Source organism: Pseudomonas mandelii (assembly GCF_900106065.1).
Classification (GTDB): Bacteria; Pseudomonadota; Gammaproteobacteria; order Pseudomonadales; family Pseudomonadaceae; genus Aquipseudomonas; species Aquipseudomonas mandelii.
Window position 1 is genome coordinate 2,970,150 of sequence record NZ_LT629796.1, and the last position, 26,110, is coordinate 2,996,259.

The following is a 26,110-nucleotide window of genomic DNA, read 5'->3' on the forward strand; positions in this document are numbered from 1 at the left end:
CGGGCAAGCCTCGCTCCTACAGGTTTCGCGTCATACAACACAGAACCTGTAAGAGCTAGGCTTGCTCGCGATGGGGGCGACGCGGTCTTTCAGTCCGCCGCCTTCTGCGGATTCAACCACCCGCGCACCCGGCGCACCAGTTGCTCTTGCTCGGCCCTGGCATTACCGGGCAACGCCTTGAGCGACACCTGGCTGAACGCTGAAGACTTCAAGCGCTTGCTGGCCTGCATCCGTGCCAGTGCTGCGTTGCGATCCAGCGGCTTATCCATGTAGAAGATATCTGCCGTCGGCAGCTTCAGTGTCGGCGTCAGTTCGACCAGTTCGGGTTTCGCCGCGGCAGGCGTCTGTGCCGCGACCATCACAAATTTTTCCACTTGCGACGGCTGCTTCTCGCTCAAATAACGCGCGGCCCAATAAGCGCCTGTGCCATGGCCCAACACCACGATGCTGCGAGCGCTTTGCTGTTCGGCATACGCAATGGCCGCATCAATTCGAGCAAAGATGCGTTCGGCGGCGGCCTTTGACTGTTCCTCGGTGGTTTCGGCGATGGCCTTGTCGGCAACTTCCGCTTCACCACCTGCCGCTTGCTCGATGGGAGCGGCCGTGGTCGAGTCCTTGCTGCCGGTTTCCGGCGCCTTGAGCGTTGGCGGCATTTCCATGACGCGTGGCGCAATGGCGTCGCTTTGCACGTCCGGCAAGGTGATACTCAGGCTGCTCCACTTCGCGTCGGGCAATTTGTTACGCAACGGGCTGATTGCTTGCGGCCAGTCAACGGTTTCACCTGCGCCTGGGATGATAATCACCGCGCCTTTGGGCTCGGCGGTGTTGGCCGGTTTCCACAGCGCAAGGAAGGTGTCGGCGCCGGCTTGCAGCTGTTGCTGTTCCTGCGCGGGGATTTTTCGCTCAAGTGCTGTCGTTTCTTCCTGACTACGCTCAAGCAGTGGCTGGCGTTCGACCGGTTTTTCTTCTGCGGGTTTTTCCGCAGCTGCAGGTGCCGGGTCGGCGGCCTCGACGGAAAAGGCGCAAGGCAGGATCAGCGACAGGCACAATGCTGGCAATGCCAGGCGGTAGACAGGGGGCATCGGATATTCCAGGCCAGAAGTTATTCCGGCAGCCTAATGGGTTGGTCAGTATTTGTCAGTGTGTGAGACTTCGATGATGCGTTTTCGCTGCCTGTGGGTTATCGGCTGTTTGTGGTTTCCCTTGATGAGTTGGGCGGCTTCCGCGCCACCGACGCACGTCGCGCCCTTGTCGCTCCAGCAACAACAGTGGCTGGCAGCGCACGGAGAATTGCGTGTCGGGCTGGTGCTGCAGGCGCCTTACGCGCAATACGATCGCCGCTTGCAGCGCCTGTCGGGGGTCAACGTCGAGTTGATGAAATGGCTGGCCAAAGTGCTCAAGGTCGAGCTGAGCTGGCGTAATTTCCCCGACCTTACGCAACTGGAAGCCGCCGCGCGCGAGGGTGAAATCGACATCGCTCCCGGGCTGACCCAAACCCCCGCCGGCCTGCGGTTCTGGCAATTCTCCGACCCCTACATGCGGGTGCCGCAACTGGTGGTCAGTGACCAGAAAAGCACCGGTGCCGTGGAGCTGGAAAAACTCGACAGCCAAACCCGCGTCGCTGTGCGCATGCCCAGTGCGACGGCTGACTATCTGCGCGGCAACTATCCCCACCTGAACCTGCAAGGCGTACCGACCGAGCGCCAGGCATTGCAATTGTTGCTGAGTCAGCAGGCCGGTTATGCCGTGGTCGATGAAGCGCAATTGGGGCGGCTGTCCGTCGAGCCCGAATTTGCCGGGCTGGTCGTGGTGGGTGACATCGGCTTGCCGCAATTGCTGCGAGTAGCCACGCGGCGGGACCAACCGGAACTGGCGGGCATCGTCGAAAGCGCGCTGCGGGCGATCCCGGCCAAGGACCTGGAGCAACTGCACAACCAATGGCTGCAACCCAAATACCCGCGCCTGACCGAGACCCCGGGCTTCTGGCAAAACCTCAGCCTGTTGATGGCGGTGTTGATGTTGAGCAGCATGGCCATCGTGTTCTGGCAGCGCCGCCAACAACACAGTCTGGAACAGCGACTATTGGAGGCGCGCGCGGACATCGCCCTGCGCGAGGCCAGCGAAGAGGCGTTGCGCCTCACGCAATTTTCCATCGATCAGAGCACCGTCGGCATCCTCTGGGTCAATTGGGACAGCCACGTGCGCTACGCCAACCGCGCGGCCGAAACCATGCTCGGGTATCCGGTCGGCGGCATCATGGATCGGCCGCTGATCGACTTTGAGCCGGGCCTGCACATGGACCGCTGGCTGAACCTGTGGAAGCGTGCCCGGGCCAGCGAAGAAGGGCCGCAAAGTTTCGAAACCAACTGTGTGCGAGCGGATGGCAGCATCCTGCCGACCGATGTTTCGTTGAGCTTTATGCGCTTTCGTGGTGGTGAATACCTGGTGGTCTACCTCAACGACGTCACCGAACGTCGTCGCGCCCTGGCGGCGTTGCAGGAAAGCGAAGCGCGGTTGCAGGGGATTGCGGCCAACGTTCCGGGATTGGTCTTCCGCCTTGAGCGGGCGCCGGTGACAGGGCAGATCGACTTTGCCTACATCAGCGAAGGCAGCGAGAGCCTGTCGGGTTATTCGCCGGCGACCCTGGCCCACCGTGACAAAGGCCTGCGCAGCCTGGTGCACCCGGACGACAAGGCCAGCTATCACCAGACTCAGGACCATGCGCTGGACACCGACAGTGACTGGTCGTGGCAGGGGCGGATTCTTACTCGTTCGGGCGAGCAGCGCTGGGCCGAGATCAAGGCCATCACTCGTCGGCTCGAAGATGGCGCCTATGTCTGGGACGGGATTGTCTGGGACATCAGCGAGAGCAAGCGCATCGAGCTGGAACTGGCCAGTTCCCGTGAGCAACTGCGTGAGCTGTCGGCTCACCTGGAGAGCGTACGGGAAGAGGAAAAAGCGCGCATCGCCCGGGAAGTTCACGATGAACTGGGTCAGATGCTCACCGTACTGAAGCTGGAAACCTCCATGTGCGAATTGGCCTACGCCCAGCTCGACCCTGGTCTGAACGAGCGCTTGAACAGCATGAAACGCCTGATTGCGCAGCTGTTCCAACTGGTGCGCGATGTGGCGACCGCGCTGCGACCACCGATTCTCGATGCCGGGATCGCCTCGGCGATCGAGTGGCAGGCCCGGCGCTTCGAGGCGCGCACGCAGATTCCATGTCTGGTGCAGGTGCCGGAGAACCTGCCGGTGCTCAGTGATGCCAAGGCCATTGGGCTGTTCCGAATCCTTCAAGAAGCGCTGACCAATGTCATGCGGCATGCCCAGGCGCATACTGTCGAACTGACATTGACGCTGGAAGGTGACGAGTTGTGTCTGACGGTGAGCGATGATGGCGTAGGATTTGTCCCCGCCACGGGCAGGGCAACGTCCTTCGGTGTGGTCGGCATGCGTGAGCGGGTGTTGATCATGGGCGGGCGGTTGTCGCTGGAGAGTGAGCCGGGGGAGGGCACCACGTTGAGTGTGCGAGTGCCGGTGGATGAGGGTTGAAGTCTTCGTGGTGACTTTGCTTTCGTCATCGCGAGCAGGCTCGCTCCCACAGGGATTCGGGCAGGTGCGCAGATAGCTGATATACCCCGCAGTCCACTTTAGGAGCGAGCTTGCCCGAGAATGATCTTGGCTCTTACATAAAAAGAATGGAGAAGACTGTGATCCGTGTACTGGTAGCCGAAGACCACACCATCGTCCGTGAAGGCATCAAGCAGTTGATTGGCCTGGCCAAGGACTTGCTGGTGGTAGGGGAGGCGAGCAATGGCGAGCAGTTGCTCGAAACCTTGCGGCATGTGCCCTGCGAAGTGGTGTTGCTGGACATCTCCATGCCTGGCGTCAATGGCCTGGAAGCGATTCCAAGGATTCGTGCGTTGAACAATCCGCCGGCCATCCTGGTGTTGTCGATGCACGACGAGGCACAAATGGCTGCCCGGGCATTAAAGGTCGGCGCCGCGGGTTATGCGACCAAGGACAGCGATCCGGCGCTGTTGCTGACAGCGATCCGCAAGGTCGCGGCGGGCGGTCGCTACATTGACCCGGACCTGGCGGACCGCATGGTCTTCGAAGTCGGCCTGACCGATTCGCGGCCGTTGCACTCATTGCTCTCGGAGCGTGAGTTCTCGGTGTTCGAACGCCTGGCCCAGGGCGCCAACGTTAACGATATCGCCCAGCAACTGGCCCTGAGCAGCAAAACCATCAGCACCCATAAGGCGCGGCTGATGCAAAAGCTCAACATCACCTCACTGGCGGAACTGGTGAAGTACGCGATGGAACACAAACTCCTCTAGATCTGAATGCGATCCCCTGTAGGAGCGAGGCTTGCCCGCGAAGCTTTTAGCGCCAGCGCCAGCGCCAGCGCCAGCGCGGGCGCCTTCGCGGGCAAGCCTCGCTCCTACAGGAATCTCGTCGTCATATCCATTTGCGACACACCGCAAACCTGCTTTTGCCCGTCCTTGCAGCCCTTAGCTGACCACTTGCCGCTGCGTTTGCCAAAACGCGTCATCCTTGTAGGGCAATCCCTACACCCAACCTTCCATCCCGCTGAGGCGATTCTCTCCTGCGCCCCGATTTGCGCGGTCGGCAGCGTCCACTAGGCTTAGTCCACAGCAGTCATCAACAAAAAAGGTGTGGGTATGAGCCAGGTCGATTCAAACGCAGGGGCCAGTGACATTCTGGTCAGCTTTCGTGGAGTGCAAAAAAGCTACGACGGCGAGAACCTGATCGTCAAAGACCTCAACCTGGAGATTCGCAAAGGCGAGTTCCTCACCTTGCTCGGGCCTTCCGGCTCCGGCAAGACCACCAGCCTGATGATGCTCGCCGGTTTCGAAACACCCACCGCCGGCGAAATCCAGCTGGCCGGACGCTCCATCAACAACGTACCGCCGCACAAGCGGGACATCGGCATGGTGTTCCAGAACTACGCGTTGTTCCCGCACATGACCGTCGCCGAGAACCTGGCGTTCCCGCTGACCGTGCGCGGCTTGAACAAGAGCGATGTCAGTGACCGGGTCAAGCGTGTGCTGAGCATGGTTCAGCTCGACGCCTTCGCCCAGCGCTACCCGGCACAACTGTCCGGCGGTCAGCAACAGCGTGTGGCCCTGGCCCGCGCATTGGTGTTCGAACCGCAACTGGTGCTGATGGACGAACCCCTCGGCGCACTGGACAAACAACTGCGTGAACACATGCAGATGGAAATCAAACACCTGCACCAGCGCCTCGGCGTGACCGTGGTCTACGTGACTCACGACCAGGGCGAAGCCCTGACCATGTCCGACCGCGTGGCAGTGTTCCATCAGGGCGAGATCCAGCAGATCGCCGCGCCGCGCACCCTCTATGAAGAGCCGAAAAACACCTTCGTCGCCAATTTCATCGGCGAGAACAACCGCCTCAACGGCCGCTTGCACAGCCAGACCGGCGACCGCTGCATCGTCGAGCTCGGCCGCGGTGAAAAGGTTGAAGCCCTGGCGGTCAACGTCGGCAAAACCGGCGAACCGGTCACGCTGTCGATTCGCCCGGAACGCGTAAGCCTCAACGGCTCCAGCGAATCCTGCGTCAACCGCTTCTCAGGGCGGGTAGCGGAATTCATCTATCTGGGCGACCACGTCCGGGTTCGCCTGGAAGTCTGCGGCAAGACCGACTTCTTCGTGAAACAACCGATTGCCGAGCTCGATCCCGCGCTGGCTGTCGGCGACGTGGTACCGCTTGGCTGGCAGGTCGAACACGTTCGCGCGCTCGACCCCCTTCTAGAGGCGAACTGATCGCCCCGGCTACACCAACACCAACCCTGCACGTGGAGAGAACAATAAATGTTGAGATCCCTGAAATTCACCGCTTTGGTCATGGGCATGATCGGTGCGGCACACGCGATGGCGGCGGGCCCGGATTTGACCGTGGTGTCCTTTGGCGGGGCGAACAAGGCGGCGCAGGTCAAGGCCTTCTACGCACCGTGGGAAGCGGCAGGCAACGGCAAGATCGTGGCTGGCGAATACAACGGTGAGATGGCCAAGGTAAAAGCCATGGTCGACACCAAGAGCGTGTCCTGGGACCTGGTGGAAGTTGAGTCGCCAGAACTGTCTCGCGGTTGCGACGAAGACATGTTCGAGCAACTTGATCCTGCGCTGTTCGGCAAATCCGAAGATTACGTCAAGGGCGCGATCCAGCCTTGCGGCGTAGGTTTCTTCGTGTGGTCGACCGTGTTGGCCTACAACGCCGACAAACTGGCCTCGGCACCGACCAGCTGGGTGGATTTCTGGGACACCAAAAAATTCCCGGGCAAGCGCGGCCTGCGTAAAGGCGCCAAGTACACCCTGGAATTCGCGCTGATGGCCGACGGCGTTGCGCCGAAAGACGTCTACAAAGTGCTGGCTGGCAAAGACGGTCAGGACCGCGCATTCAAGAAGCTCGATGAGCTCAAGCCAAGCATTCAGTGGTGGGAAGCCGGCGCACAACCGCCGCAATACCTCGCGTCCGGTGACGTGGTCATGAGCTCGGCCTACAACGGCCGGATCGCCGCCGTGCAGAAAGAAAGCAACCTGAAAGTCGTGTGGAACGGCGGTATCTACGACTTCGACGCATGGGCTATCCCGAAAGGTCTGGACGCCAAGCGCGCTGAAGCGGCGAAGAAATTCATCGCGTTCTCGGTGGCGCCGCAGCAGCAGAAGACCTACTCGGAAAACATCGCTTACGGCCCGGCCAACATTCAAGCCGTACCGTTGTTGGCCAAGGATGTCCTGAAAGACATGCCGACCACCCCGGAAAACATCGCCAACCAGGTGCAGATCGACGTCAGCTTCTGGGCTGACAACGGCGAGCAACTGGAGCAGCGCTTCAATTCCTGGGCTGCCAAATAAGCAAGTCACACAGGACGACGGTTCTGCGGATGATCGTTCCCACGCTGTGCGTGGGAATGCCGCCCGGGACGCTCCGCGTCCCTGTGACGCAGAGCGTGGGAACGATCAGTCCCCTGTAGGAGCGAGGCTTGCCCGCGAAGGCGGCGTGTCAGTCAGCATTAATGTTGAATGTGCCGACGTTTTCGCGGGCAAGCCTCGCTCCTACAGGGGTGATATGTAGTTATCAAGAACAGAGGAGGCTTGCCTGCCTCTGCAACGATCAAAGATTTCCGGAGTACGCCATGGCCACCGCCATTCCCCTGAACGCGGGCACTGACCCCACCTTGAAGCAGCGGCTCAAGCACGCCGAGCGGATCAACCGCTGGAAGGCCCAGGCCTTGATCGCGCCCCTGGTGCTGTTTCTGTTGCTGGTGTTCCTGGTGCCGATCGTGGCGCTGCTCTACAAAAGCGTTGGTAACCCAGAAGTGGTCGGCGGCATGCCGCGCACTGTGGCGGCCATCGCCAGTTGGGACGGCCGCGGCCTGCCCGCCGAGCCGGTGTACAAAGCGGCCAGCGAAGACCTCGCTGAAGCGCGCAAGAATCAGACCCTGGGCGACTTGTCCAAGCGCTTGAACATGGAGTTGGCCGGCTACCGCAGCCTGCTGACCAAAACCGCCCGCGCCTTGCCGTTCGCCTCTGAACCGGCCTCTTATAAAGAAGCGCTGGAAGGCCTCGACGAACGCTGGGGCGACCCGGCCTATTGGCAAGCGGTGCGCCGCAATACCAGCAACATCACACCGTACTATTTGCTGGCGGCTGTCGATCATCGCATCGACGACCTCGGCGAAATCGCACCGGCCACGCCTGACCAGGCGATCTACCTCGACATCTTCGCCCGCACGTTCTGGATGGGCCTGATCATCACCGTGATCTGCTTGTTGCTGGCATATCCCTTGGCTTACTTGCTGGCGAACCTGCCGTCACGCCAAAGTAATCTGCTGATGATTCTGGTGTTGTTGCCTTTCTGGACCTCGATCCTGGTCCGGGTGGCCGCTTGGATCGTGTTACTGCAATCGGGTGGCTTGATCAACAGCGGCCTGATGGCGCTGGGCATCATCGATAAACCCCTGGAGTTGGTGTTCAACCGCACAGGCGTTTACATCTCCATGGTGCACATCCTGCTGCCGTTCATGATTCTGCCGATCTACAGCGTGATGAAAGGCATTTCGCCGACCTACATGCGCGCCGCGATTTCCCTCGGCTGCCACCCGTTCGCCAGTTTCTGGCGGGTGTACTTCCCGCAGACCTATGCCGGTGTCGGCGCCGGTTGCCTGTTGGTGTTCATCCTCGCCATCGGCTACTACATCACCCCGGCGTTGCTGGGCAGCCCGAACGATCAGATGGTCAGCTACTTCGTCGCCTTCTACACCAACACCAGCATCAACTGGGGCATGGCGACCGCACTCGGTGGGCTGCTGCTGTTGGCGACCGTGGTGCTTTATCTGATTTACAGCTGGCTGGTGGGCGCCAGTCGCCTGCGCCTGAGCTAAGGGGAGAATGAAATGCTGAGTCCTTATATGTCGCCCATTGAGCGGGTGTGGTTCTACAGCTTGCGGATTCTCTGCGGCTTGATTCTGTTGTTCCTGATTCTGCCGGTGCTGGTGATCATTCCGCTGTCGTTCAACTCGGGCAGTTTCCTGGTCTATCCGCTGCAAGGCTTCTCGCTGCACTGGTATCAGGACTTCTTCGCCTCGGCGGAATGGATGCGGGCATTGAGGAACAGCATCATCGTCGCTCCGGCGGCGACGGTGCTGGCGATGATCTTCGGAACGCTGGCGGCGATTGGCCTGACTCGGGGTGATTTCCCGGGCAAGGCGCTGGTCATGGCCCTGGTGATTTCGCCGATGGTGGTGCCGGTAGTGATCATCGGTGTGGCGAGCTACCTGTTCTTTGCGCCGTTGGGCCTGGGCAACAGCTTCTTCTCGCTGATCGTGGTGCACGCGGTGCTGGGCGTGCCGTTTGTGATCATTACTGTTTCGGCGACCTTGCAGGGGTTCAACCATAACCTGGTGCGCGCCGCTGCCAGTCTGGGAGCTTCGCCGCTGACGGCGTTCCGCCGGGTGACGTTGCCGCTGATTGCGCCGGGTGTGATCTCGGGTGCGCTGTTTGCCTTCGCGACGTCGTTCGATGAAGTGGTGGTGACGCTGTTCCTCGCCGGTCCCGAACAAGCGACGTTGCCTCGGCAGATGTTCAGCGGTATCCGCGAAAACCTCAGCCCGACGATTGCCGCTGCAGCAACCCTGCTGATCGCCTTCTCGGTGATCCTGTTGCTGACCCTCGAGTGGCTGCGTGGCCGCAGCGAAAAACTGCGCACTGCCCAGGTCTAAACCCACACACCATCCCCTGTGGGGGCGAGCCTGCTCGCGATGACGGACTGACATTCAATCTTGATGTCGACTGATACTCCGCTATCGCCAGCAGGCTCGCTCCCACAGGAGTTCAAGGTGTTTCGGGATGTTGGGTCATTCACAACCTGAATAGCAGACAAACCCCAATCCCCAGCTACTATTGTGCCCAGCTCCCCTATTTATAAGAGGCTGCGCACGATGAGTCTTTCCTCTTTCAAGATTGCTCACAAACTGATCACCGGCGCAGGTGCCATCGAGCAGTTGGCCGCCGAACTCACCCGCCTGGATATCGACAACCCGCTGATCGTCACCGACGCGGCGCTGGTCAAGTCCGGCACGGTCGAGCTGGCGCTGGCGCAGTTGGGCGATCGATCCTACGAAATTTTCGACCGTGTGCTGCCAGACCCGGAAATCGCCATCGTCGAAGACTGCATGCGGGTTTACCGCGAGGGCGGGCATGACGGTCTGATTGGCCTCGGCGGCGGCAGCGCCATCGACATCGCCAAAAGCGTCGCGGCCTACGCCGGTTACCACGGTGCGCTGGAGGATCTGTTTGGTGTGGATCAGGTGCCGCGCAAAGGCCCGCCGCTGATCGCCATCCCGACCACGGCTGGCACCGGGTCGGAGGTGACCAATGTGGCGATCCTCTCCGACAAGGTCGCGCAATTGAAGAAGGGCATTGTCAGCGACTATCTATTGCCGGACGTGGCGCTGGTCAGTCCGCAAATGACCCTGACCTGCCCACGCAGCGTCACCGCCGCCAGCGGTGTCGACGCGCTGGTGCATGCCATCGAATCCTACCTGTCGGTCAACGCCTCGCCGATCACCGATGCCCTGGCCATCGGCGCCATCAAGCTGATCGCCAAAGCGCTGCCCAAGGCCTACGCCAACCCGTCCAACCTGCAAGCCCGCGAAGACATGGCCACCGCCAGCCTGATGGCCGGCATGGCCTTCGGTAATGCCGGGGTCGGTGCGGTGCATGCGCTGGCGTATCCGCTGGGCGGGCGTTTCAACATTGCTCATGGCGTCAGCAACGCCTTGCTGCTGCCGTATGTCATGACGTGGAACAAGATGGCCTGCGTCGAGCGTATGCAGGATATTGCCGAAGCCATGGGGGTGAGGACTGTCCATCTGAGCGCCAACGAAGCAGCGGACAAAGCCGTGGAGGCAATGGCCGCATTGTGCGCGGCGGTAGAGATTCCGCCAGGGCTGCGCAGTTTCGGTGTGCCCGAGGATGCGATCCCGGCCATGGCCGTGGAAGCGGCGGGGATCGAGCGCCTGATGCGCAACAATCCACGCAAACTGAGCGCCGTCGATATCGAGAAGATTTACCGAGCGGCGTACTGATCATCGCGGCCACGTCGCGCGCATCAAAGCATGAGGTATACAATGCGCGCCATCGTGATTCTGCTCAAAAAAGGTGCGTCATGCAGCCCTTCGTCATTGCTCCGTCGATTCTCTCCGCCGACTTCGCCCGCCTGGGTGAAGAAGTGGACAACGTCCTGGCCGCCGGCGCCGACTTCGTGCACTTCGATGTCATGGACAACCACTACGTACCGAACCTGACCATCGGCCCGATGGTTTGCGCCGCGCTGCGCAAATACGGGGTGACCGCGCCGATTGACGCGCACCTGATGGTCAGTCCGGTGGACCGCATTGTCGGTGACTTCATCGAGGCCGGCGCGACCTACATCACCTTCCACCCCGAAGCCACGCAGCACGTCGACCGTTCCCTGCAACTGATCCGCGAGGGCGGCTGCAAGTCCGGCCTGGTGTTCAACCCGGCGACGCCGCTGGACGTACTCAAGTACGTGATGGACAAGGTCGACATGATTCTGCTGATGAGCGTCAACCCGGGCTTCGGCGGGCAGAAGTTCATTCCCGGCACCCTCGACAAGCTGCGTGAAGCACGCGCGCTGATCGATGCCTCCGGCCGTGACATCCGCCTGGAAATCGACGGCGGCGTCAACGTGAACAACATCCGTGAAATCGCTGCGGCTGGCGCGGACACCTTCGTCGCCGGTTCGGCGATCTTCAATGCACCGAACTACCAAGAGGTGATTGAAAAGATGCGTTCCGAACTGGCGTTGGCTCGTCCATGAGTGGCTTTGAGCAGCTGTTTCCGGGGCGTCTGCCACGGCTGGTGATGTTCGATCTGGATGGCACGCTGGTCGATTCGGTCCCGGACCTCGCTGTGGCCGTGGATAACATGCTGCTCAAACTGGGGCGTCAACCCGCCGGCATCGAGTCGGTGCGTGAATGGGTCGGCAATGGCGCGCCGGTGCTGGTCCGCCGTGCGCTGGCCGGCGGCATCGACCATTCGGCGGTCGACGATGGCGAAGCCGAGGGCGCGCTGGATATCTTCATGGAGGCTTACAGCGAGAGCCATGATCTGACCGTGGTCTATCCCGGCGTGCGTGACACCCTGAAATGGCTGCACAAGCAGGGTGTCGAAATGGCGCTGATCACCAATAAGCCGGAGCGCTTCGTCGCGCCACTGCTGGATCAGATGAAAATCGGCCGTTACTTCAAATGGATCATCGGCGGCGACACCTTGCCGCAGAAGAAACCTGACCCGGCCGCGCTGTTTTTCGTGATGAAAATGGCCAACATCCCGGCCTCGCAGTCGCTGTTTGTCGGCGACTCACGCAGCGATGTGCTGGCGGCGAAAGCGGCAGGGGTCAAGTGCGTGGCCCTCAGCTACGGCTACAACCACGGTCGGCCGATTTCGGAAGAGTCGCCGGCGCTGGTGATCGACGATCTGCGCAAGCTAATTCCCGGTTGCCTGGATCCAGCCGCTGAGATAACGTTGCCCGACGTTGCTCAATCCCCTTCTGGAAACGCCATCGTGGTGGTCACTCGCAAACTCTGGATGAAAGTCATCAAGGCCCTGGCCCGTTGGCGTTGGCGCGCCTGACTCGATTCTGGCCGGCTTTCCGGCGCGTTTGCATACCTGACTGTTAGCACCTCAAGCCACGAGGCTACCCCATGATCCGCGAAGAATTCCTGCGTTTGGCCGCTGCCGGCTATAACCGTATCCCGTTGGCCTGCGAAACCCTGGCCGACTTCGACACGCCGCTGTCGATCTACCTGAAACTGGCCGACGAGCCAAACTCCTACCTGCTGGAATCGGTGCAGGGCGGGGAGAAGTGGGGCCGTTATTCGATCATTGGCCTGCCGTGCCGCACCGTGCTGCGGGTTCATGATCATCACGTCAGCGTGACCCACGACGGCGTCGAGATCGAAAGCCATGAAGCCGAAGATCCGCTGGCCTTCGTTGAAGCATTCAAAGCCCGCTACAACGTGCCAACCATTCCCGGCCTGCCACGCTTCAATGGCGGTCTGGTGGGTTACTTCGGTTACGACTGCGTGCGCTATGTGGAGAAACGTCTGGGCAAATGCCCGAACCCGGATCCGCTGGGCGTGCCGGACATTCTGCTGATGGTCTCCGACGCGGTGGTGGTGTTCGACAACCTCGCCGGGAAGATGCACGCCATCGTGCTGGCCGATCCGTCGCAGGACGATGCATTCGAGCAAGGCCAGGCGCGACTGGAAGAGCTGCTGGAAAAACTCCGTCAGCCGATCACCCCGCGCCGCGGCCTGGATTTCAGCAAGCAACAGTCGGCTGACCCGGTATTCCGTTCGAGTTTCACCCAGGACGATTACGAAAAAGCCGTCGACACCATCAAGGAATACATCCTGGCCGGTGACTGCATGCAGGTCGTGCCGTCCCAGCGCATGTCGATCGACTTCAAGGCTGCGCCGATCGATCTGTACCGGGCGCTGCGTTGCTTCAACCCGACGCCTTATATGTATTTCTTCAACTTCGGCGACTTCCACGTCGTCGGCAGTTCGCCGGAAGTGCTGGTGCGGGTCGAAGACAACCTGATCACCGTGCGCCCGATTGCCGGCACTCGCCCACGCGGGGCTAACGAAGAGGCCGATCTGGCGCTGGAAAAGGACTTGTTGTCGGACGACAAGGAAATCGCTGAGCACTTGATGCTGATCGACCTGGGCCGTAACGACACCGGTCGGGTGTCGGAAATCGGTTCGGTGAAGCTCACCGAGAAGATGGTCATCGAGCGTTATTCCAACGTGATGCACATCGTCTCCAACGTCACTGGCCAATTGAAAGCCGGGCTGACGGCGATGGACGCGCTGCGGGCGATTCTGCCGGCGGGCACATTGTCGGGCGCGCCGAAGATTCGGGCGATGGAAATCATCGACGAACTGGAGCCGGTCAAGCGTGGCGTCTACGGCGGGGCGGTGGGCTACTTCGCCTGGAACGGCAACATGGACACCGCCATTGCGATCCGCACGGCCGTGATCAAGGATGGCGAGCTGCACGTGCAGGCCGGCGGCGGCATCGTCGCCGATTCGGTGCCGGCGCTGGAATGGGAAGAAACCCTGAACAAGCGCCGCGCGATGTTCCGCGCCGTAGCCCTGGCCGAACAAACCCCGGACGCCTGAGTTCACGCAACATCTGTGGGAGTGAGCCTTTGTGGCGAGGGAGCTTGCTCCCGTTGGCCTGCGAAGCAGGCCCAATCGACGAATGCTTCGCAGCCGAGCGCGAGCAAGATCGCTCGCCACAATAAGTGTTCAGCATAAAAAAACGCGGCGTCTGTGAGGGCGCCGCGTTTTTTTTGCCTGATGTTTAGAAGTCCAGCGCAACGCCTACGTTAATGCCTTGCTGGGTAAAGTCATCATCCTTGCGAATGTCATAACTCGCCCGCAAAGCCAGGTCCTTGGTGAGGTTGTGGCTCACGCCCAGGTTCAGGCGGTTCAGGTTGGTCTGTGGGGTATAGCCGGCCAGGGTGTAGCGGTTGTTCGGCAGGCTGTTGAGGTTCATGGTCACATTCTGGGTATCGTCGTTGTACTCACGCTCGTGAGCCAGTTCGCCGAAGACCTGGGTCTGTGAGGTGATCTGGTACTTACCCTGGAGGCCAAGGCCGAGACGCCGGGAAATGCGCGATTGGTCGTCGAATGTCAGCGCAGTGGAGTCGGCGCCATTCTCCGAGTAACCGTCGACTTCAACTTTGGCGAAATCAGCGCTCACGAATGGCGACAAGTGCCACGGGCTGCTCGCCATCGGCGCGATGTCGTACCCCACGCGACCGCTGAAAGCCACCAGATAGCCGTCGGTATCGCCTTTCTCCCCGCGTTCATTGACCCCCAGCTGGAATTTACGTTTGAGGCTGTCGTAATCCAGATGCCCGGCCGTCACGGCCGCGTCACCCCACCAGCGATTCTGCTGGTACTGGGCGAACGCCGTGCCCATGTAGGTATTGAGCTTGTAGTCCGAATCGTTGTCGCCGGCTTCGAGCTTCTGGTTGTAGAAGCCCGCCGCCAAACCTACACGCCACGCGTCATTCAGCCGGTAGCTGCCACCGATGTTGAGGTTGGCGCCATTGCCGTCAGCACTGGCACCACTGCGCTGGCTGTCGAAATCCTGGTGCTGGCCGCCGCCGGCGACAATCGCTCGCCATTGGCCCACGCCTTGCCAGTTTTCCCAATCGGCCAGCCATTGGTTGCGCAACTCATCCTGATGAGAGCGCAGCGTACCCTGGGCCATTTGTGGCAACAGGGTGGCTTCCCACGGCGCGGCCAGCAGCGAGTAAGCGTAATCGGCAATCAGACGCTGCCCGGCTTCGGTCGGGTGCACCGAGTCGTTGTAGATCAGCTTGGTCGGGTCCGGCGTCGCACTGTTGATGCCGTAACGGGCGTTTTCGGTACAGCTGCTACCGCTGAAACAGGTGGCGCTCAGGTTCTGGTCGGTGGCCAGGCCGAACTGCGCCGGGTTGGAAAACGTCTCTTTGAGCAGCACCGGAATGTTGAGCGGGATGACGTTGGCATTGACGTTTTGCAGCTGGCTCACCAGTTCGGTGTTGAACTGAGAACTGAGCTGGGATGTGAACGCTTGCAACGGGGTGCCGTTGAAGGCCGGGGTAAAGCCGATGTCCGGCAGCAACCAGACCATGATGTAGCGAGCACCGGCCTGTTGCAGGGTTTGCACGCTGCTGACCAGACGATCGGCGGCAGCGCTGGCCTGGGGCAGGCTGGTCACGCGCCCCTGAAGGAAGTCATTACCACCGCCCGAAATGTAATACAGCGCATTCGGGTCGGCGCGGAAATTGTTCGACGGCAGGTAACCTGCCCGGGTGCGATCACCCGTGGCGGAGGTGCTGGTGATCGAGTCGAGAATCTGGTCGGTACGATAACCGCCGACGGCCCAGTTGTTGCCATCGGGCTGGCCATTGCTGGCACGTACCGCCGAGGACGATGAGGCGGTCTGATCCGCCGAGAACCCCAGTTTCCCCCCCAGGATCTGCGTGGAGTTGAGCGAGCGGACTTCACCGTTGCCATCCAGGTAAACCGGCCCCGTGCGGTTGGTATAGCGCTGGGTCGAGCCGGCAGGCCCGCCCGTGTCGGCAAAGGTCCCGGCATCGTTGAGACTGTCGCCGAAGACGACGAAATTGGAGTAAGGGTTAGGCGCGGCGATCGCCTGGGCGCAGGCCGCGGCGAGCAAGCATCCTGCGAGCGGTACAAACAACGTCTGTTTGATCATGAGCAAGTCCGTTTATTTATTGTTGTAGTGAACGAAACGACAGTACCAAAAACTTCCGGCCTTTTGCCATCGGTCGCGAACCCTTCGATTGTTTCGCAGCCAGTCGCCACGGCCATATTGCACGCTCTGCCCAGCTAAGTTACTGTGCCGAGACGTATGAATGAGACCTTCCCCGTGTTGATCATCAGCAAACTTCTGGATCAAGTCATCAAGGCACACGCCCGCTGGCGTTGGCGCGCCTGAATTCTTTTGCCGGCCCCGCCGGACCTGTACCGCTTTGCCTTCTTCACCCGTATGACATACCGCTTTGCTGGCGCACCCGGCGACTGAAAAAGCGCAGGACGCTGCGGGTAATCATTCGAAGGCTGTATTAAAAGTCAGTGAATTCAAGAGGTTCCAAACGCCATGTTGCTGATGATCGATAACTACGACTCTTTTACTTACAACGTTGTGCAGTACCTCGGTGAGCTCGGCTCCCAGGTCAAAGTCGTGCGCAACGATGAACTCACCATTGCCGACATAGAAGCCCTCAACCCTGAGCGCATCGTCGTGTCCCCCGGTCCTTGCACACCGACCGAAGCCGGCATCTCGCTCGACGTGATCAAGCATTTCGCCGGCAAGCTGCCGATTCTCGGCGTCTGCCTCGGCCACCAGTCCATCGGCCAGGCCTTTGGCGGTGATGTAGTCCGCGCCCGCCAAGTCATGCACGGTAAGACTAGCCCGGTATTCCACGAGGACAAGGGCGTGTTCGAAGGTCTGAATCATCCGCTGACGGTGACGCGTTATCACTCGCTGATCGTCAAGCGCGAAACCCTGCCCGATTGCCTGGAGCTGACCGCCTGGACCCAGCTCGAAGACGGCTCGGTCGACGAGATCATGGGCTTGCGCCACAAGACATTGAACATCGAGGGTGTGCAGTTCCACCCCGAGTCTATCCTCACCGAGCAGGGCCACGAGCTGTTCGCAAACTTCCTCAAACAAACCGGCGGCACGCGCTAAGGACTTTTCATGAATATCAAGACAGCCCTGAGCCGTATCGTCGATCAGCTCGACCTCAGCACCGATGAAATGCGCGATGTGATGCGCGAAATCATGACCGGGCAATGCACGGATGCGCAGATCGGCGCGTTCATGATGGCCATGCGCATGAAGAGCGAAAGCATCGATGAGATCGTCGGCGCGGTCTCTGTCATGCGCGAGTTGGCGGACAAGGTCGAACTCAAGACCCTCGACGGCGTCGTCGATGTGGTCGGCACCGGCGGTGATGGTGCGAACATTTTCAACGTCTCGACGGCTTCCTCCTTCGTAGTCGCTGCAGCCGGTTGCACCGTAGCCAAGCACGGTAACCGTGCGGTGTCGGGCAAAAGCGGCAGCGCCGATCTGCTGGAGGCGGCCGGGATCTACCTGAACCTGACCCCGGTGCAGGTGGCTCGCTGCATCGATAACGTCGGCATCGGTTTCATGTTTGCCCAGACCCATCACAGTGCCATGAAGCACGCCGCCGGCCCGCGCAAGGATCTCGGCCTGCGTACCTTGTTCAACATGCTCGGCCCGCTTACGAATCCGGCCGGCGTGAAACATCAGGTGGTGGGTGTGTTCAGTCAGGCGTTGTGCCGGCCACTGGCCGAAGTCTTGCAACGTCTGGGCAGCAAGCACGTGCTGGTGGTGCACTCGAAGGATGGCCTGGACGAGTTCAGCCTGGCGGCGCCAACCTATGTGGCAGAACTGAAGAATGACCAGATCACCGAATATTGGGTCGAGCCAGAAGACTTGGGCATGAAGAGCCAGAGCCTGCACGGCCTGGCAGTGGAAAGTCCGGCGGCGTCCCTTGAGCTGATTCGCGATGCTTTGGGCAAGCGCAAGACCGAGAGCGGTCAGAAAGCCGCCGAGATGATTGTGCTCAATGCCGGTGCGGCGCTTTACGCCGCCGACCTGGCGACCAGTTTGAAAGAAGGCGTTGCCCTGGCGCACGATGCGCTGCACACAGGCCTCGCTCGGGAAAAACTTGAGGAGTTGGGTGCATTTACCGCGGTATTCAAAGTGGAGAATGAGGGATGAGTGTACCGACGGTTCTGGAAAACATTCTGGCCCGCAAAGTCCAGGAAGTCGCCGAGCGTAGCGCCCGTGTGAGTCTGGCGGAGCTGGAAAGTCTGGCCAAGGCGGCCGATGCACCCCGTGGTTTTGCCCAGGCATTGATTGCTCAGGCCAAGTCGAAACAACCGGCCGTCATTGCCGAAATCAAGAAAGCGTCGCCAAGCAAAGGCGTGATCCGCGAGCACTTCGTTCCCGCCGACATCGCCAAAAGCTACGAGAAGGGCGGCGCGACGTGCTTGTCGGTGCTGACCGATATCGATTACTTCCAGGGTGCCGATGCGTATCTGCAGCAGGCGCGGGCAGCGTGCAACCTGCCGGTGATCCGCAAGGATTTCATGATCGACCCGTACCAGATCGTCGAAGCCCGTGCCTTGGGCGCTGACTGCGTGTTGTTGATCGTCTCCGCACTGGACGACGTGAAAATGGCCGAGCTGGCGGCCGTGGCCAAAAGCGTCGGCCTTGATGTGCTGGTAGAAGTCCATGATGGCAACGAGCTGGAGCGGGCCTTGAAAACCCTCGACACGCCACTGGTCGGCGTGAACAACCGCAACCTGCACACCTTTGACGTCAGCCTGGAAACCACCCTTGACCTGTTGCCACGTATTCCGCGTGATCGCCTGGTGATTACCGAAAGCGGCATTCTCAACCGGGCCGATGTGGAACTGATGGAAATCAGCGACGTGTACGCGTTCCTGGTGGGCGAGGCATTCATGCGCGCTGAAAGCCCGGGCACTGAACTGCAGCGCCTGTTCTTTCCTGAGCGCGGCGGTCCGGTCAGCGGTTCGACCCTCGACTGATCAGGCTCAGGCCGAGTCGACCCCATCGCGAGCAAGCTCGCTCCCACATTGGATCTGCGGTGTCAGAAAACTCCTTGTGGGGGCGAGCTTGCTCGCGATGGCGGCATAAGTAGCACCACAGACTTCATGTCCAACGGAATACCTTATGACCTCAATCGTCTCTTTGACTGTCGAAGCCGGCTTACAGGCCGAACAGGATCTGCTGGCGTCTGTCTGTGCCGGTGATGTTGAGTTTGGTCTGCTGTTCTGGCAACCCAGCGACCGCGCACTGGTCATGCCCCGACGCCTGAATCGTCTACCCGGCTTCGAAACGGCCTGCGAAGTCTCAGCCGCCGCCGGTTGGCCGGTGCTGTTGCGTGAAACCGGCGGCGAGCCAGTGCCGCAATCGGCTTCCACCATCAATATCGCCCTTGTCTACGCACCCCCGCGTAGCGAAGGCGATCAAAATCGAATCGAAAGCGCTTACCGCCGACTCTGCGACCCGATCTGTCAGTTACTGGATGAGCTGGGCGGCGTTTCGTCCTTGGGCGAAGTCGACGGCGCATTCTGCGATGGCCGTTTCAACGTTAACCTCGACGGCCGCAAGATGGTCGGCACTGCCCAGCGCTGGCGCCAGAGCAAGGGCGGCACGCGTCCGGTCGGGTTGGTACACGGTGCGTTGTTGCTGGATAACGAACGCGAGTCGATGGTCGCCGCAGTCAATCGCTTCAATGAAGCCTGCGGCCTGGAGCAGCGGGTTCGCGTCGAAAGCCACATTGCCCTGCATGAGAAATTTGCCGCACCCGATGCGCTCGGGCGGCTTGATGCGCTTTATCGCCAGTTGCTGGCAGACATGTTCAAGGCTTAGCGCGTACCAAAGACCACCATGGTCTTGCCTTTGACGTCCACCAGGTTGCGTTCTTCCAGATCCTTGAGCACGCGACCGACCATCTCCCGTGAACAACCGACAATCCGGCCGATTTCCTGGCGGGTCACTTTGATCTGCATGCCGTCCGGGTGGGTCATGGCATCCGGCTGTTTGCACAGTTCCAGCAGACAGCGGGCGACACGACCGGTTACGTCGAAGAAGGCCAGGTCGCCGACCTTGCGCGTGGTATTGCGCAGACGCTGTGCGATTTGTCCGCTGAGCACGTAAAGAATGTCTGGATCTTGCTGGGACAGCTCGCGGAATTTTGCATAGCTGATTTCCGCGACTTCACACTCGATCTTCGCGCGTACCCAAGCGCTGCGTTCCTGCTCAAGCCCAGCTTGTTCAAACAGACCCAACTCACCGAAAAAGTCCCCGGAGTTCAGGTAGGCGATGATCATTTCGCGGCCGTCGTCATCCTCGATCAGGATCGTGACCGAACCCTTGATGATGAAGAACAGCGTTTCCGAGCGATCACCGGCACAAATGATGTTGCTCTTGGCCGCATAACGACGGCGCTGGCAATGCATCAACAGCTTGTCGAGGTTCTTGATTTTGGGGGTTGGGGCAATAGCAACCATGGTTGTATCCCGAAAAGACTTCACGGTGTGTTTGGTTTTTTTATGAGTCGCAGACGACGGCTGCGCAAAGGCTGGCCATGCGCCAGCGAATTGGCGCCAGCTTAACAGACACTTCCTGCAATATTCGAGAATTTACCTACGGTTCAGAAGGTTATGCCCTACAAATGCAAGGCACTGTCAGTCCGGGGCCCTGTGCTAAGCTGGCGACCCTTTTTTATGCAGTGGAGTCTGGCGATGAAGGCACGCATCCAATGGGCTGGCGAAGCCATGTTCCTCGGTGAATCCGGCAGTGGACACGTCGTGGTCATGGACGGTCCGCCCGATGCAGGTGGTCGCAACCTGGGTGTCCGGCCGATGGAAATGCTTCTGCTGGGTGTCGGCGGTTGCAGCAATTTCGATGTGGTCAGCATCCTCAAGAAGTCCCGTCAGGCCGTCGAAAGCTGTGAAGCCTTTCTCGAAGCCGAGCGTGCGACCGAGGATCCGAAAGTCTTTACCAAGATCCACATGCACTTCGTGGTCAAGGGCCGGGGGCTGAAAGAAGCCCAGGTCAAACGCGCCATCGAGCTGTCGGCGGAGAAGTATTGCTCGGCTTCGATCATGCTGGGCGCGGCTGGCGTGGCCATTACCCACGACTACGAAATCATCGAACTCGGTTGAATCGACATTCAACTATCATAAAAGCAGTGCAGACTCTGGCGATCCCAAGCTGACGTCTGCATAATGCGCCACTTTTTTCAGGGTAACGGCCTCGTCATCGACAGGCTGCGAACCCGAACAGACAACCAAAATCGCCATCGCGAAGAGGTGTTAACCGTCCTACGCAGCTGCGTTGTTCGCATCTGACGGGCATGCTTGATCACGCGGCCCGGGCCGCAATACATAGAGAGTTTTTAACGGTGAAAAGCAAACTCAAGCTCCACGGGTTCAATAACCTGACAAAGACCTTGAGCTTCAACATCTATGACATCTGCTACGCGGAAACCCCGCAAGACCAACAGGCTTACGTCGAGTACATCAATAAAGAGTACAACGCGAAACGCCTGACGCAGATCCTCACGGAAGTTGTCGATATCATTGGTGCCAACATCCTGAACATTGCCAGTCAGGACTATGAACCCCAGGGCGCCAGCGTCACGATTCTGATCTCTGAAGAGCCGGTAACCCCGACCGACAGCCAGATCGAAGAATCGCCGGGCCCGTTGCCCGAGATTATCCTGGCCCATCTCGACAAGAGCCACATCACGGTGCACACCTACCCGGAAATCCACCCGGACGACGGCATTGCGACATTCCGTGTGGACATTGACGTGTCGACCTGTGGCGTGATTTCACCGCTTAAAGCGCTCAACTTCCTGATTCACCAGTTCGATTCGGACATCGTGACCGTGGATTATCGCGTGCGCGGCTTCACCCGTGACGTGGAAGGCAAAAAGCACTTCATCGACCACGAGATCAACTCGATCCAGAACTACCTGTCCGAAGACACCCGCGGCGCGTACCAGATGACCGACGTGAACGTGTACCAGGAAAACCTGTTCCACACCAAAATGCTGCTGAAGAACTTCGAACTGGATAACTACCTGTTCGGCGATGCCACCAGCAACCTGTCTTCCGAGCAGCGTGCTCAGGTGACTGACCGTGTGAAACACGAAATGCTGGAAATCTTCTACGCGCGCAACATGCCGAACTAAGATTTCAAGCACAAAAAAGGCGACTTCCTCACGGCAGTCGCCTTTTTCATGTCTGGAATACAGAACCTTGTGGGAGCGAGCCTGCTCGCGAAGAGGCCCTGTCAGGCAACGTATCGATCAGATCCGGTAGGTACTCTTGGTCATTACCTTGGCCAACAGACTCATCCCGAACTTCACCGGCGCCGGAAAACGAAAACCTCCGGCATCCAGCGCACTCTCGGCATGATGTTCTTCATCAATCCGCATTTGCTCGAGAATGGCCCGGGACTTTTCATCTTCCGCCGGCAATTGCTCGAGGTGCTCGTTCAAGTGTTTGCACACCTGATGCTCGGTGGCGGCGACAAAACCCAGGCTGACCTTGTCGCTGATCAATCCGGCCACTGCGCCAATCCCGAACGACATGCCGTAGAACAGCGGGTTGAGAATGCTGGTGTGGCTGCCCAGTTGCTGGATGCGTTGCTCGCACCAGACCAGGTGATCGATTTCTTCTTCGGCAGCATGTTCCATGGCGGCCCGCACGTGCGGCAGCTTGGCAGTCAGGGCCTGACCCTGATACAGCGCCTGGGCGCAGACTTCACCGGTATGGTTGATGCGCATCAAGCCAGCAACGTGGCGGGTGTCTTCGTCACTCATTTGCGCATCCGGCTGCACGATGGCTGGCGACGGACGGTATGGCTGGCCACTGAAAGGCAGCAACGTTCGCATCGCGGCATCGGCTTGCAGCAGAAGACGGTCAATCGGCGAGTAGTGACGCTGGGTAGTCATGCTGACCTCCGGGAGGAATCTCGGCGGCCAGTTTAACCCAATCGGCCGGGGAAGGTTTGCGCTGGGTCATACGGGAGTGGCTGGCCACTCCCTCGAAGCTTTTTGCAATCAGCCCGGCGGCCAGTGCATCTGGCGCTGACCCAGCACATGCATATGAATGTGGTAGACAGTCTGCCCGCCCAGTTCATTGCAGTTCATGACCACACGGAAACCTTCTTCGCAGCCCAGTTCCAGGGCCAGGCGCTGGGCGGTGAACAGAATATGTCCGGCCAAAGCCTTGTCTTCCTCGGTGAGGTCGTTGAGGGTGCGCACCGCTTTTTTCGGAATGACCAGAAAATGCACCGGTGCCTGTGGGGCGATGTCGTGGAAGGCCAGTACCTGGTCGTCCTCGTAGATGATCTTCGCCGGGATTTCCCGGTTGATGATCTTGGTGAACAGAGTATCCACAGCTGTTTTCTCCGTTGTTTGGGCTGGCTTGAGTGTACTCATGGGTTATCCCCGAGCCCAGCCTTTTACCTTGAGGCCGGGTCAGCGCGGGCAGTAGGCCTTGTTGACCATGCCAGCGATTGTCCGATTGAGCCAGCGAGAGCCAAGCCGTGGCAGGAGGGCGCGCCAGCGATTGCCTCGACCGGGAATGATGATCGCTCGATTTTTCTCCAGGGCGCGCACCGTATACAGCGCAACCTCTTCGGGACTCATGAGCATGTTGCTGTCGGCCAGTTTGCCGGTGTCCAGTTGAGCGGTACGGAAGAACCCGGTACGGGTTGGGCCGGGGCACAGCACCGAGACCTTGACCGCACATTTCTTCAGTTCGACGCGCAACCCTTCGGAAAAATGCAGCACATAGGCTTTGCTGGCGTAGTACGTGCTCATCCACGGGCCGGGTTGGAATGCCGCCATTGAAGCGACGTTCAGAATTTGTCCGCCCCCCTGCAAGGCCATGCTGTTCCCGATGGCATGGCACAAGCGGGTGAGGGCCAGGATGTTCACTTCGATCAGGTCCTGCTCGGTCATCCAGTCCTGGGCCAGAAAGGGTCCGCAGGTGCCGATGCCGGCGCAGTTGACCAGCAAATCGATTTGCCGGTCACCTTCTTCCAGTTCCAGCAGGAACCCGGACAGCCGTAGCGGTTCGCCGAGGTCACAGGCGCGGAACAGCACTTCCACGCCAAAGCGTTGGGTCAGTTCAATGGCAATACTTTCCAGCTGATCACGTTGTCGGGCCACCAGAATCAGGCTGCGGCCTCGGCGGGCCAGCGCTTCGGCCATCGCCAGGCCGATCCCACTGGAAGCGCCAGTGATCAGAGCGTAACGGGTCATGCAGTTCTCCATCGCAGCAGCTCCGCGCCAGCGACGCGGGTGTCACGGGCGGGGAGCGCTGTTCATTCTTTCGCAGAGTCTACAGGGACCGGGGCTTATTCGGCTTCATCGTCTGCAGAATCGGGTGCCTGCTCAGCCTCTGCGGCCGGCTCGACTTCCACTTCTTCAGTGATTACCGAGCTGCTGTCATAGCTGGTTTCGGCAGCAGTTTCATACTCTTCCTGGATCGCCGTAAGGCCTCCGGCCAGCGCGCCAACCAAGACGATGGCGATCAACACCACCCACAACGAAGACAACACTTTGACCGCCGTGGTGTTGGGTGGAGGCGGCGCGCCATAGCGATTGGCGATGTTGGTGCCCGGGGCGATCATGATCACGAACGGGAAGAAGCTGCCTACGAAGGGTACGAGGTTCAGCAACCAGAGCCAGCCGGACCAGCCGATGTCATGCAGGCGCTGGACACTGATCTGAATGCTCACGACCGCCATGGCAATGAATAGCATGAACGCAACCAGGCCACCGAGTATCAGGCCTGCGGTCGAATCGGCGCTGATGATGGCGAAGGCGAAAATGGCCAATACCGAACCGACGGCCAGGGTGACCAGCGTCAGGACCATCGTCCAGGCGAGATAGCGCAAACGACCGATGCGGCCTTCAACGCTGAATGGCTTGAGTGGAGCATACGCGGGCAGGCTTTCGCCGACAGTGGCTCGGGGTGGTGCGTAAGGGGATGCGGGGTCGGCAAATGCCGGTTGGCTGGCGACAGGCCTGTGTTCGTGGGCTTCGTCCAGGTTCAGCTCAATGGACGATTCGCTTTCGATGCGAGCATCGATGCCGGTTTTCGTCAGCGCTTGAAGGTAGGTTTGCGCGTCGGCGTGCGACAGGTCTTTCTTGAGCGTAACCGTCTTGCCAGTGAATAGCCGTTCGACGGCTGCGACTTGGCTGTTGTAGAGTTTAGCCAGGTTCTCTCTGGCGCTGGCGGCGTCAACGCCTGGCAGCAGAGCGCCGTCGAACACGATCTTGAAACGGTTGTCGCTCATTGCGAGGCATCCTTGTCGCGAGAATTTGTAATAGGGTGTGTTTCAAGCGTGGATTGTAAGGCCAGCCGGGGCGGGCTGGCCAAACTTTCATCTCATCGTGGCCAGCGTTTGGGCAGCTCGGCCGCCAGTTCCAGAGCCTTGCGGTATTCCGCGTCAAGTCGAGCGACCAATTGATCGACGCTCGGCAAATCATCGATTTCCCCGACACCCTGGCCCGCAGACCACACGGTTTTCCAGGCTTTGGCTTCATCGCTGATCGGCTTGAGTTTGGAGCCGAAGTCGACTTCGCCCTTGCCTTGCAGTGCCGCCATGTCGAAACCGGCAGCCTCCAGGCTTTGACGCATGAAACTCGCCGGTACGCCTGACACTGCCGGCGTATGGACGATGTCCGCGGCTCTGGACGTCAGCAGCATCTCTTTGTAGGCGTCAGGCGCATGACTTTCGGTGGTGCCGATAAATCGCGTACCGAAATAGGCCAGATCAGCGCCGAGCAATTGCGCAGCAAGGATCTCGTGGCCGTGGTTAAGGCAGCCTGCCAGCAATAGGGTCTTGTCGAAAAACTGGCGAATCTCGGCAATCAGCGAGAACGGGCTCCAGGTTCCAGCGTGTCCACCGGCACCCGCTGCCACGGCGATCAAGCCGTCCACACCGGCCTCGGCAGCTTTCTCGGCATGGCGCCGCGTCGTCACGTCATGGAACACCAGTCCGCCATAGCTGTGAACGGCATCGACTACTTCTTTCACTGCACCGAGACTGGTAATCACGATCGGTACTTTATGCTCGATGCAGATCGCAAGGTCAGCTTGCAGCCGTGGGTTAGTGTTGTGAACGATCAGGTTGACCGCGTAAGGCGCCGGGTTCTCCAGTGTCGCCAACCCTGCTTCGATCTCTTCCAGCCAGGCCTTGAAGCCGCTGCTCTCGCGCTGGTTCAGCGCAGGAAAGCTGCCGACGACGCCGTTACGGCAGCAGGCGAGCACCAATTGCGGATTGGAAATCAGAAACATCGGCGCTGCCACTACCGGCAGGCGCAAGCGTTGTTCGAGCAAAGCGGGCAGCGACATTGG

The 26,110-nt window shown here is 60.0% G+C and carries 24 protein-coding genes; 16 read left to right on the forward strand and 8 right to left on the reverse strand.

The window, feature by feature from the left end; translation table 11 throughout:
* Nucleotides 1–89: 89 nt before the first annotated feature.
* Nucleotides 90–1,082 (reverse strand): alpha/beta hydrolase family protein, encoded by a 993-nt coding sequence (locus BLU63_RS13510; protein ID WP_010467174.1) that lies wholly within the window; start codon nucleotides 1,080–1,082, stop codon nucleotides 90–92.
* 73 nt (nucleotides 1,083–1,155) lie between these two features.
* On the opposite strand from BLU63_RS13510, the gene BLU63_RS13515 reads away from it, so the two are divergent.
* The 10 genes from BLU63_RS13515 to trpE all read left to right on the forward strand — a co-directional run bounded on the left by BLU63_RS13515 (nucleotide 1,156) and on the right by trpE (nucleotide 13,759).
* Nucleotides 1,156–3,552: a PAS domain-containing sensor histidine kinase gene (locus tag BLU63_RS13515; RefSeq protein ID WP_077747318.1), complete on the forward strand. Its 2,397-nt coding sequence runs from the start codon at nucleotides 1,156–1,158 to the stop codon at nucleotides 3,550–3,552.
* 146 nt (nucleotides 3,553–3,698) lie between these two features.
* Entirely contained in the window at nucleotides 3,699–4,340 is a 642-nt protein-coding gene (locus BLU63_RS13520; protein WP_154501908.1) for a response regulator, read from the forward strand.
* A 345-nt stretch (nucleotides 4,341–4,685) separates the two neighbouring features.
* A complete protein-coding gene (locus tag BLU63_RS13525; protein ID WP_010467179.1) occupies nucleotides 4,686–5,810 on the forward strand; it encodes an ABC transporter ATP-binding protein in 1,125 nt (374 codons plus the stop codon).
* A 48-nt stretch (nucleotides 5,811–5,858) separates the two neighbouring features.
* Nucleotides 5,859–6,902, forward strand: a complete 1,044-nt coding sequence (locus tag BLU63_RS13530) for an ABC transporter substrate-binding protein (RefSeq protein ID WP_010467181.1) — start codon at nucleotides 5,859–5,861, stop codon at nucleotides 6,900–6,902.
* 281 nt (nucleotides 6,903–7,183) lie between these two features.
* Nucleotides 7,184–8,431, forward strand: coding sequence for an ABC transporter permease (locus tag BLU63_RS13535; RefSeq protein WP_083375643.1), 1,248 nt, complete (start codon nucleotides 7,184–7,186; stop codon nucleotides 8,429–8,431).
* Between the two features lie 12 nt (nucleotides 8,432–8,443).
* On the forward strand, nucleotides 8,444–9,268 hold the full coding sequence (locus BLU63_RS13540) for an ABC transporter permease (RefSeq protein WP_010467184.1): 825 nt from the start codon (nucleotides 8,444–8,446) through the stop codon (nucleotides 9,266–9,268).
* A gap of 219 nt (nucleotides 9,269–9,487) precedes the next feature.
* Entirely contained in the window at nucleotides 9,488–10,636 is a 1,149-nt protein-coding gene (locus tag BLU63_RS13545) for an iron-containing alcohol dehydrogenase (RefSeq protein ID WP_083375644.1), read from the forward strand.
* An 80-nt stretch (nucleotides 10,637–10,716) separates the two neighbouring features.
* Nucleotides 10,717–11,391, forward strand: coding sequence for a ribulose-phosphate 3-epimerase (gene rpe / locus BLU63_RS13550; protein WP_008035979.1), 675 nt, complete (start codon nucleotides 10,717–10,719; stop codon nucleotides 11,389–11,391).
* Entirely contained in the window at nucleotides 11,388–12,206 is an 819-nt protein-coding gene (locus BLU63_RS13555; protein ID WP_077747320.1) for a phosphoglycolate phosphatase, read from the forward strand. The genes rpe and BLU63_RS13555 overlap by 4 nt, the downstream gene beginning before the upstream one ends.
* Before the next feature lie 71 nt (nucleotides 12,207–12,277).
* Nucleotides 12,278–13,759, forward strand: a complete 1,482-nt coding sequence (gene trpE / locus BLU63_RS13560) for an anthranilate synthase component I (RefSeq protein ID WP_010467190.1) — start codon at nucleotides 12,278–12,280, stop codon at nucleotides 13,757–13,759.
* A 184-nt stretch (nucleotides 13,760–13,943) separates the two neighbouring features.
* On the opposite strand, the gene estP is transcribed toward trpE, so the two are convergent.
* Entirely contained in the window at nucleotides 13,944–15,854 is a 1,911-nt protein-coding gene (gene estP, locus BLU63_RS13565; protein WP_077747321.1) for an esterase EstP, read from the reverse strand.
* A gap of 405 nt (nucleotides 15,855–16,259) precedes the next feature.
* On the opposite strand from estP, the gene BLU63_RS13570 reads away from it, so the two are divergent.
* From BLU63_RS13570 to BLU63_RS13585, 4 genes are all read left to right on the forward strand, one after another.
* Complete coding sequence (locus BLU63_RS13570) at nucleotides 16,260–16,853, forward strand: aminodeoxychorismate/anthranilate synthase component II (RefSeq protein WP_010467196.1); 594 nt, start codon at nucleotides 16,260–16,262, stop codon at nucleotides 16,851–16,853.
* Between the two features lie 9 nt (nucleotides 16,854–16,862).
* Entirely contained in the window at nucleotides 16,863–17,912 is a 1,050-nt protein-coding gene (gene trpD / locus BLU63_RS13575; RefSeq protein WP_010467198.1) for an anthranilate phosphoribosyltransferase, read from the forward strand.
* On the forward strand, nucleotides 17,909–18,745 hold the full coding sequence (gene trpC, locus BLU63_RS13580) for an indole-3-glycerol phosphate synthase TrpC (protein WP_010467200.1): 837 nt from the start codon (nucleotides 17,909–17,911) through the stop codon (nucleotides 18,743–18,745). Before trpD ends, trpC begins: the two co-directional genes overlap by 4 nt.
* 145 nt (nucleotides 18,746–18,890) lie before the next feature.
* Nucleotides 18,891–19,592 carry a lipoate--protein ligase family protein gene (locus BLU63_RS13585; protein ID WP_083375645.1) on the forward strand — a complete coding sequence of 234 codons (702 nt, stop codon included), beginning with the start codon at nucleotides 18,891–18,893 and terminating at the stop codon, nucleotides 19,590–19,592.
* On the opposite strand, the gene crp is transcribed toward BLU63_RS13585, so the two are convergent.
* The gene (gene crp, locus BLU63_RS13590) at nucleotides 19,589–20,233 is read right to left on the reverse strand and encodes a cAMP-activated global transcriptional regulator CRP (protein WP_008027103.1); all 645 of its coding nucleotides are present in this window, start codon (nucleotides 20,231–20,233) and stop codon (nucleotides 19,589–19,591) included. The two genes, BLU63_RS13585 and crp, sit on opposite strands and share 4 nt — an antisense overlap.
* A 234-nt stretch (nucleotides 20,234–20,467) precedes the next feature.
* On the opposite strand from crp, the gene BLU63_RS13595 reads away from it, so the two are divergent.
* A complete protein-coding gene (locus tag BLU63_RS13595; RefSeq protein ID WP_007941657.1) occupies nucleotides 20,468–20,890 on the forward strand; it encodes an OsmC family protein in 423 nt (140 codons plus the stop codon).
* Nucleotides 20,891–21,129: 239 nt separating this feature from the next.
* The gene (gene speD / locus BLU63_RS13600) at nucleotides 21,130–21,924 is read left to right on the forward strand and encodes an adenosylmethionine decarboxylase (protein WP_010467209.1); all 795 of its coding nucleotides are present in this window, start codon (nucleotides 21,130–21,132) and stop codon (nucleotides 21,922–21,924) included.
* Nucleotides 21,925–22,041: 117 nt separating this feature from the next.
* On the opposite strand, the gene coq7 is transcribed toward speD, so the two are convergent.
* From coq7 to BLU63_RS13625, 5 genes are all read right to left on the reverse strand, one after another.
* Nucleotides 22,042–22,689, reverse strand: coding sequence for a 2-polyprenyl-3-methyl-6-methoxy-1,4-benzoquinone monooxygenase (gene coq7, locus BLU63_RS13605; protein ID WP_010467212.1), 648 nt, complete (start codon nucleotides 22,687–22,689; stop codon nucleotides 22,042–22,044).
* A 108-nt stretch (nucleotides 22,690–22,797) separates the two neighbouring features.
* Nucleotides 22,798–23,136 carry a histidine triad nucleotide-binding protein gene (locus tag BLU63_RS13610; RefSeq protein WP_010467214.1) on the reverse strand — a complete coding sequence of 113 codons (339 nt, stop codon included), beginning with the start codon at nucleotides 23,134–23,136 and terminating at the stop codon, nucleotides 22,798–22,800.
* A gap of 81 nt (nucleotides 23,137–23,217) precedes the next feature.
* Entirely contained in the window at nucleotides 23,218–24,006 is a 789-nt protein-coding gene (locus BLU63_RS13615) for an SDR family NAD(P)-dependent oxidoreductase (RefSeq protein WP_010467216.1), read from the reverse strand.
* Between the two features lie 95 nt (nucleotides 24,007–24,101).
* On the reverse strand, nucleotides 24,102–25,046 hold the full coding sequence (locus BLU63_RS13620) for a DUF805 domain-containing protein (RefSeq protein WP_077747324.1): 945 nt from the start codon (nucleotides 25,044–25,046) through the stop codon (nucleotides 24,102–24,104).
* A gap of 92 nt (nucleotides 25,047–25,138) precedes the next feature.
* A complete protein-coding gene (locus BLU63_RS13625; protein ID WP_010467219.1) occupies nucleotides 25,139–26,107 on the reverse strand; it encodes an NAD(P)H-dependent flavin oxidoreductase in 969 nt (322 codons plus the stop codon).
* Nucleotides 26,108–26,110: the final 3 nt, after the last annotated feature.

What these genes read in the sequence shown, in the direction of transcription:
- BLU63_RS13625 (WP_010467219.1), bottom strand. Translation starts at nt 26,107, where the DNA reads ATGTCGCTGCCCGCTTTGCTCGAACAACGCTTGCGCCTGCCGGTAGTG.
- BLU63_RS13545 (WP_083375644.1), top strand. Translation starts at nt 9,488, where the DNA reads ATGAGTCTTTCCTCTTTCAAGATTGCTCACAAACTGATCACCGGCGCA.
- BLU63_RS13525 (WP_010467179.1), top strand. Translation starts at nt 4,686, where the DNA reads ATGAGCCAGGTCGATTCAAACGCAGGGGCCAGTGACATTCTGGTCAGC.
- estP (WP_077747321.1), bottom strand. Translation starts at nt 15,854, where the DNA reads ATGATCAAACAGACGTTGTTTGTACCGCTCGCAGGATGCTTGCTCGCC.
- coq7 (WP_010467212.1), bottom strand. Translation starts at nt 22,689, where the DNA reads ATGACTACCCAGCGTCACTACTCGCCGATTGACCGTCTTCTGCTGCAA.
- BLU63_RS13570 (WP_010467196.1), top strand. Translation starts at nt 16,260, where the DNA reads ATGTTGCTGATGATCGATAACTACGACTCTTTTACTTACAACGTTGTG.
- BLU63_RS13585 (WP_083375645.1), top strand. Translation starts at nt 18,891, where the DNA reads ATGACCTCAATCGTCTCTTTGACTGTCGAAGCCGGCTTACAGGCCGAA.
- BLU63_RS13515 (WP_077747318.1), top strand. Translation starts at nt 1,156, where the DNA reads ATGATGCGTTTTCGCTGCCTGTGGGTTATCGGCTGTTTGTGGTTTCCC.
- trpC (WP_010467200.1), top strand. Translation starts at nt 17,909, where the DNA reads ATGAGTGTACCGACGGTTCTGGAAAACATTCTGGCCCGCAAAGTCCAG.
- crp (WP_008027103.1), bottom strand. Translation starts at nt 20,233, where the DNA reads ATGGTTGCTATTGCCCCAACCCCCAAAATCAAGAACCTCGACAAGCTG.
- BLU63_RS13555 (WP_077747320.1), top strand. Translation starts at nt 11,388, where the DNA reads ATGAGTGGCTTTGAGCAGCTGTTTCCGGGGCGTCTGCCACGGCTGGTG.
- trpE (WP_010467190.1), top strand. Translation starts at nt 12,278, where the DNA reads ATGATCCGCGAAGAATTCCTGCGTTTGGCCGCTGCCGGCTATAACCGT.
- BLU63_RS13530 (WP_010467181.1), top strand. Translation starts at nt 5,859, where the DNA reads ATGTTGAGATCCCTGAAATTCACCGCTTTGGTCATGGGCATGATCGGT.
- BLU63_RS13510 (WP_010467174.1), bottom strand. Translation starts at nt 1,082, where the DNA reads ATGCCCCCTGTCTACCGCCTGGCATTGCCAGCATTGTGCCTGTCGCTG.
- rpe (WP_008035979.1), top strand. Translation starts at nt 10,717, where the DNA reads ATGCAGCCCTTCGTCATTGCTCCGTCGATTCTCTCCGCCGACTTCGCC.
- BLU63_RS13520 (WP_154501908.1), top strand. Translation starts at nt 3,699, where the DNA reads ATGGAGAAGACTGTGATCCGTGTACTGGTAGCCGAAGACCACACCATC.
- BLU63_RS13540 (WP_010467184.1), top strand. Translation starts at nt 8,444, where the DNA reads ATGCTGAGTCCTTATATGTCGCCCATTGAGCGGGTGTGGTTCTACAGC.
- BLU63_RS13595 (WP_007941657.1), top strand. Translation starts at nt 20,468, where the DNA reads ATGAAGGCACGCATCCAATGGGCTGGCGAAGCCATGTTCCTCGGTGAA.
- BLU63_RS13535 (WP_083375643.1), top strand. Translation starts at nt 7,184, where the DNA reads ATGGCCACCGCCATTCCCCTGAACGCGGGCACTGACCCCACCTTGAAG.
- BLU63_RS13620 (WP_077747324.1), bottom strand. Translation starts at nt 25,046, where the DNA reads ATGAGCGACAACCGTTTCAAGATCGTGTTCGACGGCGCTCTGCTGCCA.
- BLU63_RS13615 (WP_010467216.1), bottom strand. Translation starts at nt 24,006, where the DNA reads ATGACCCGTTACGCTCTGATCACTGGCGCTTCCAGTGGGATCGGCCTG.
- trpD (WP_010467198.1), top strand. Translation starts at nt 16,863, where the DNA reads ATGAATATCAAGACAGCCCTGAGCCGTATCGTCGATCAGCTCGACCTC.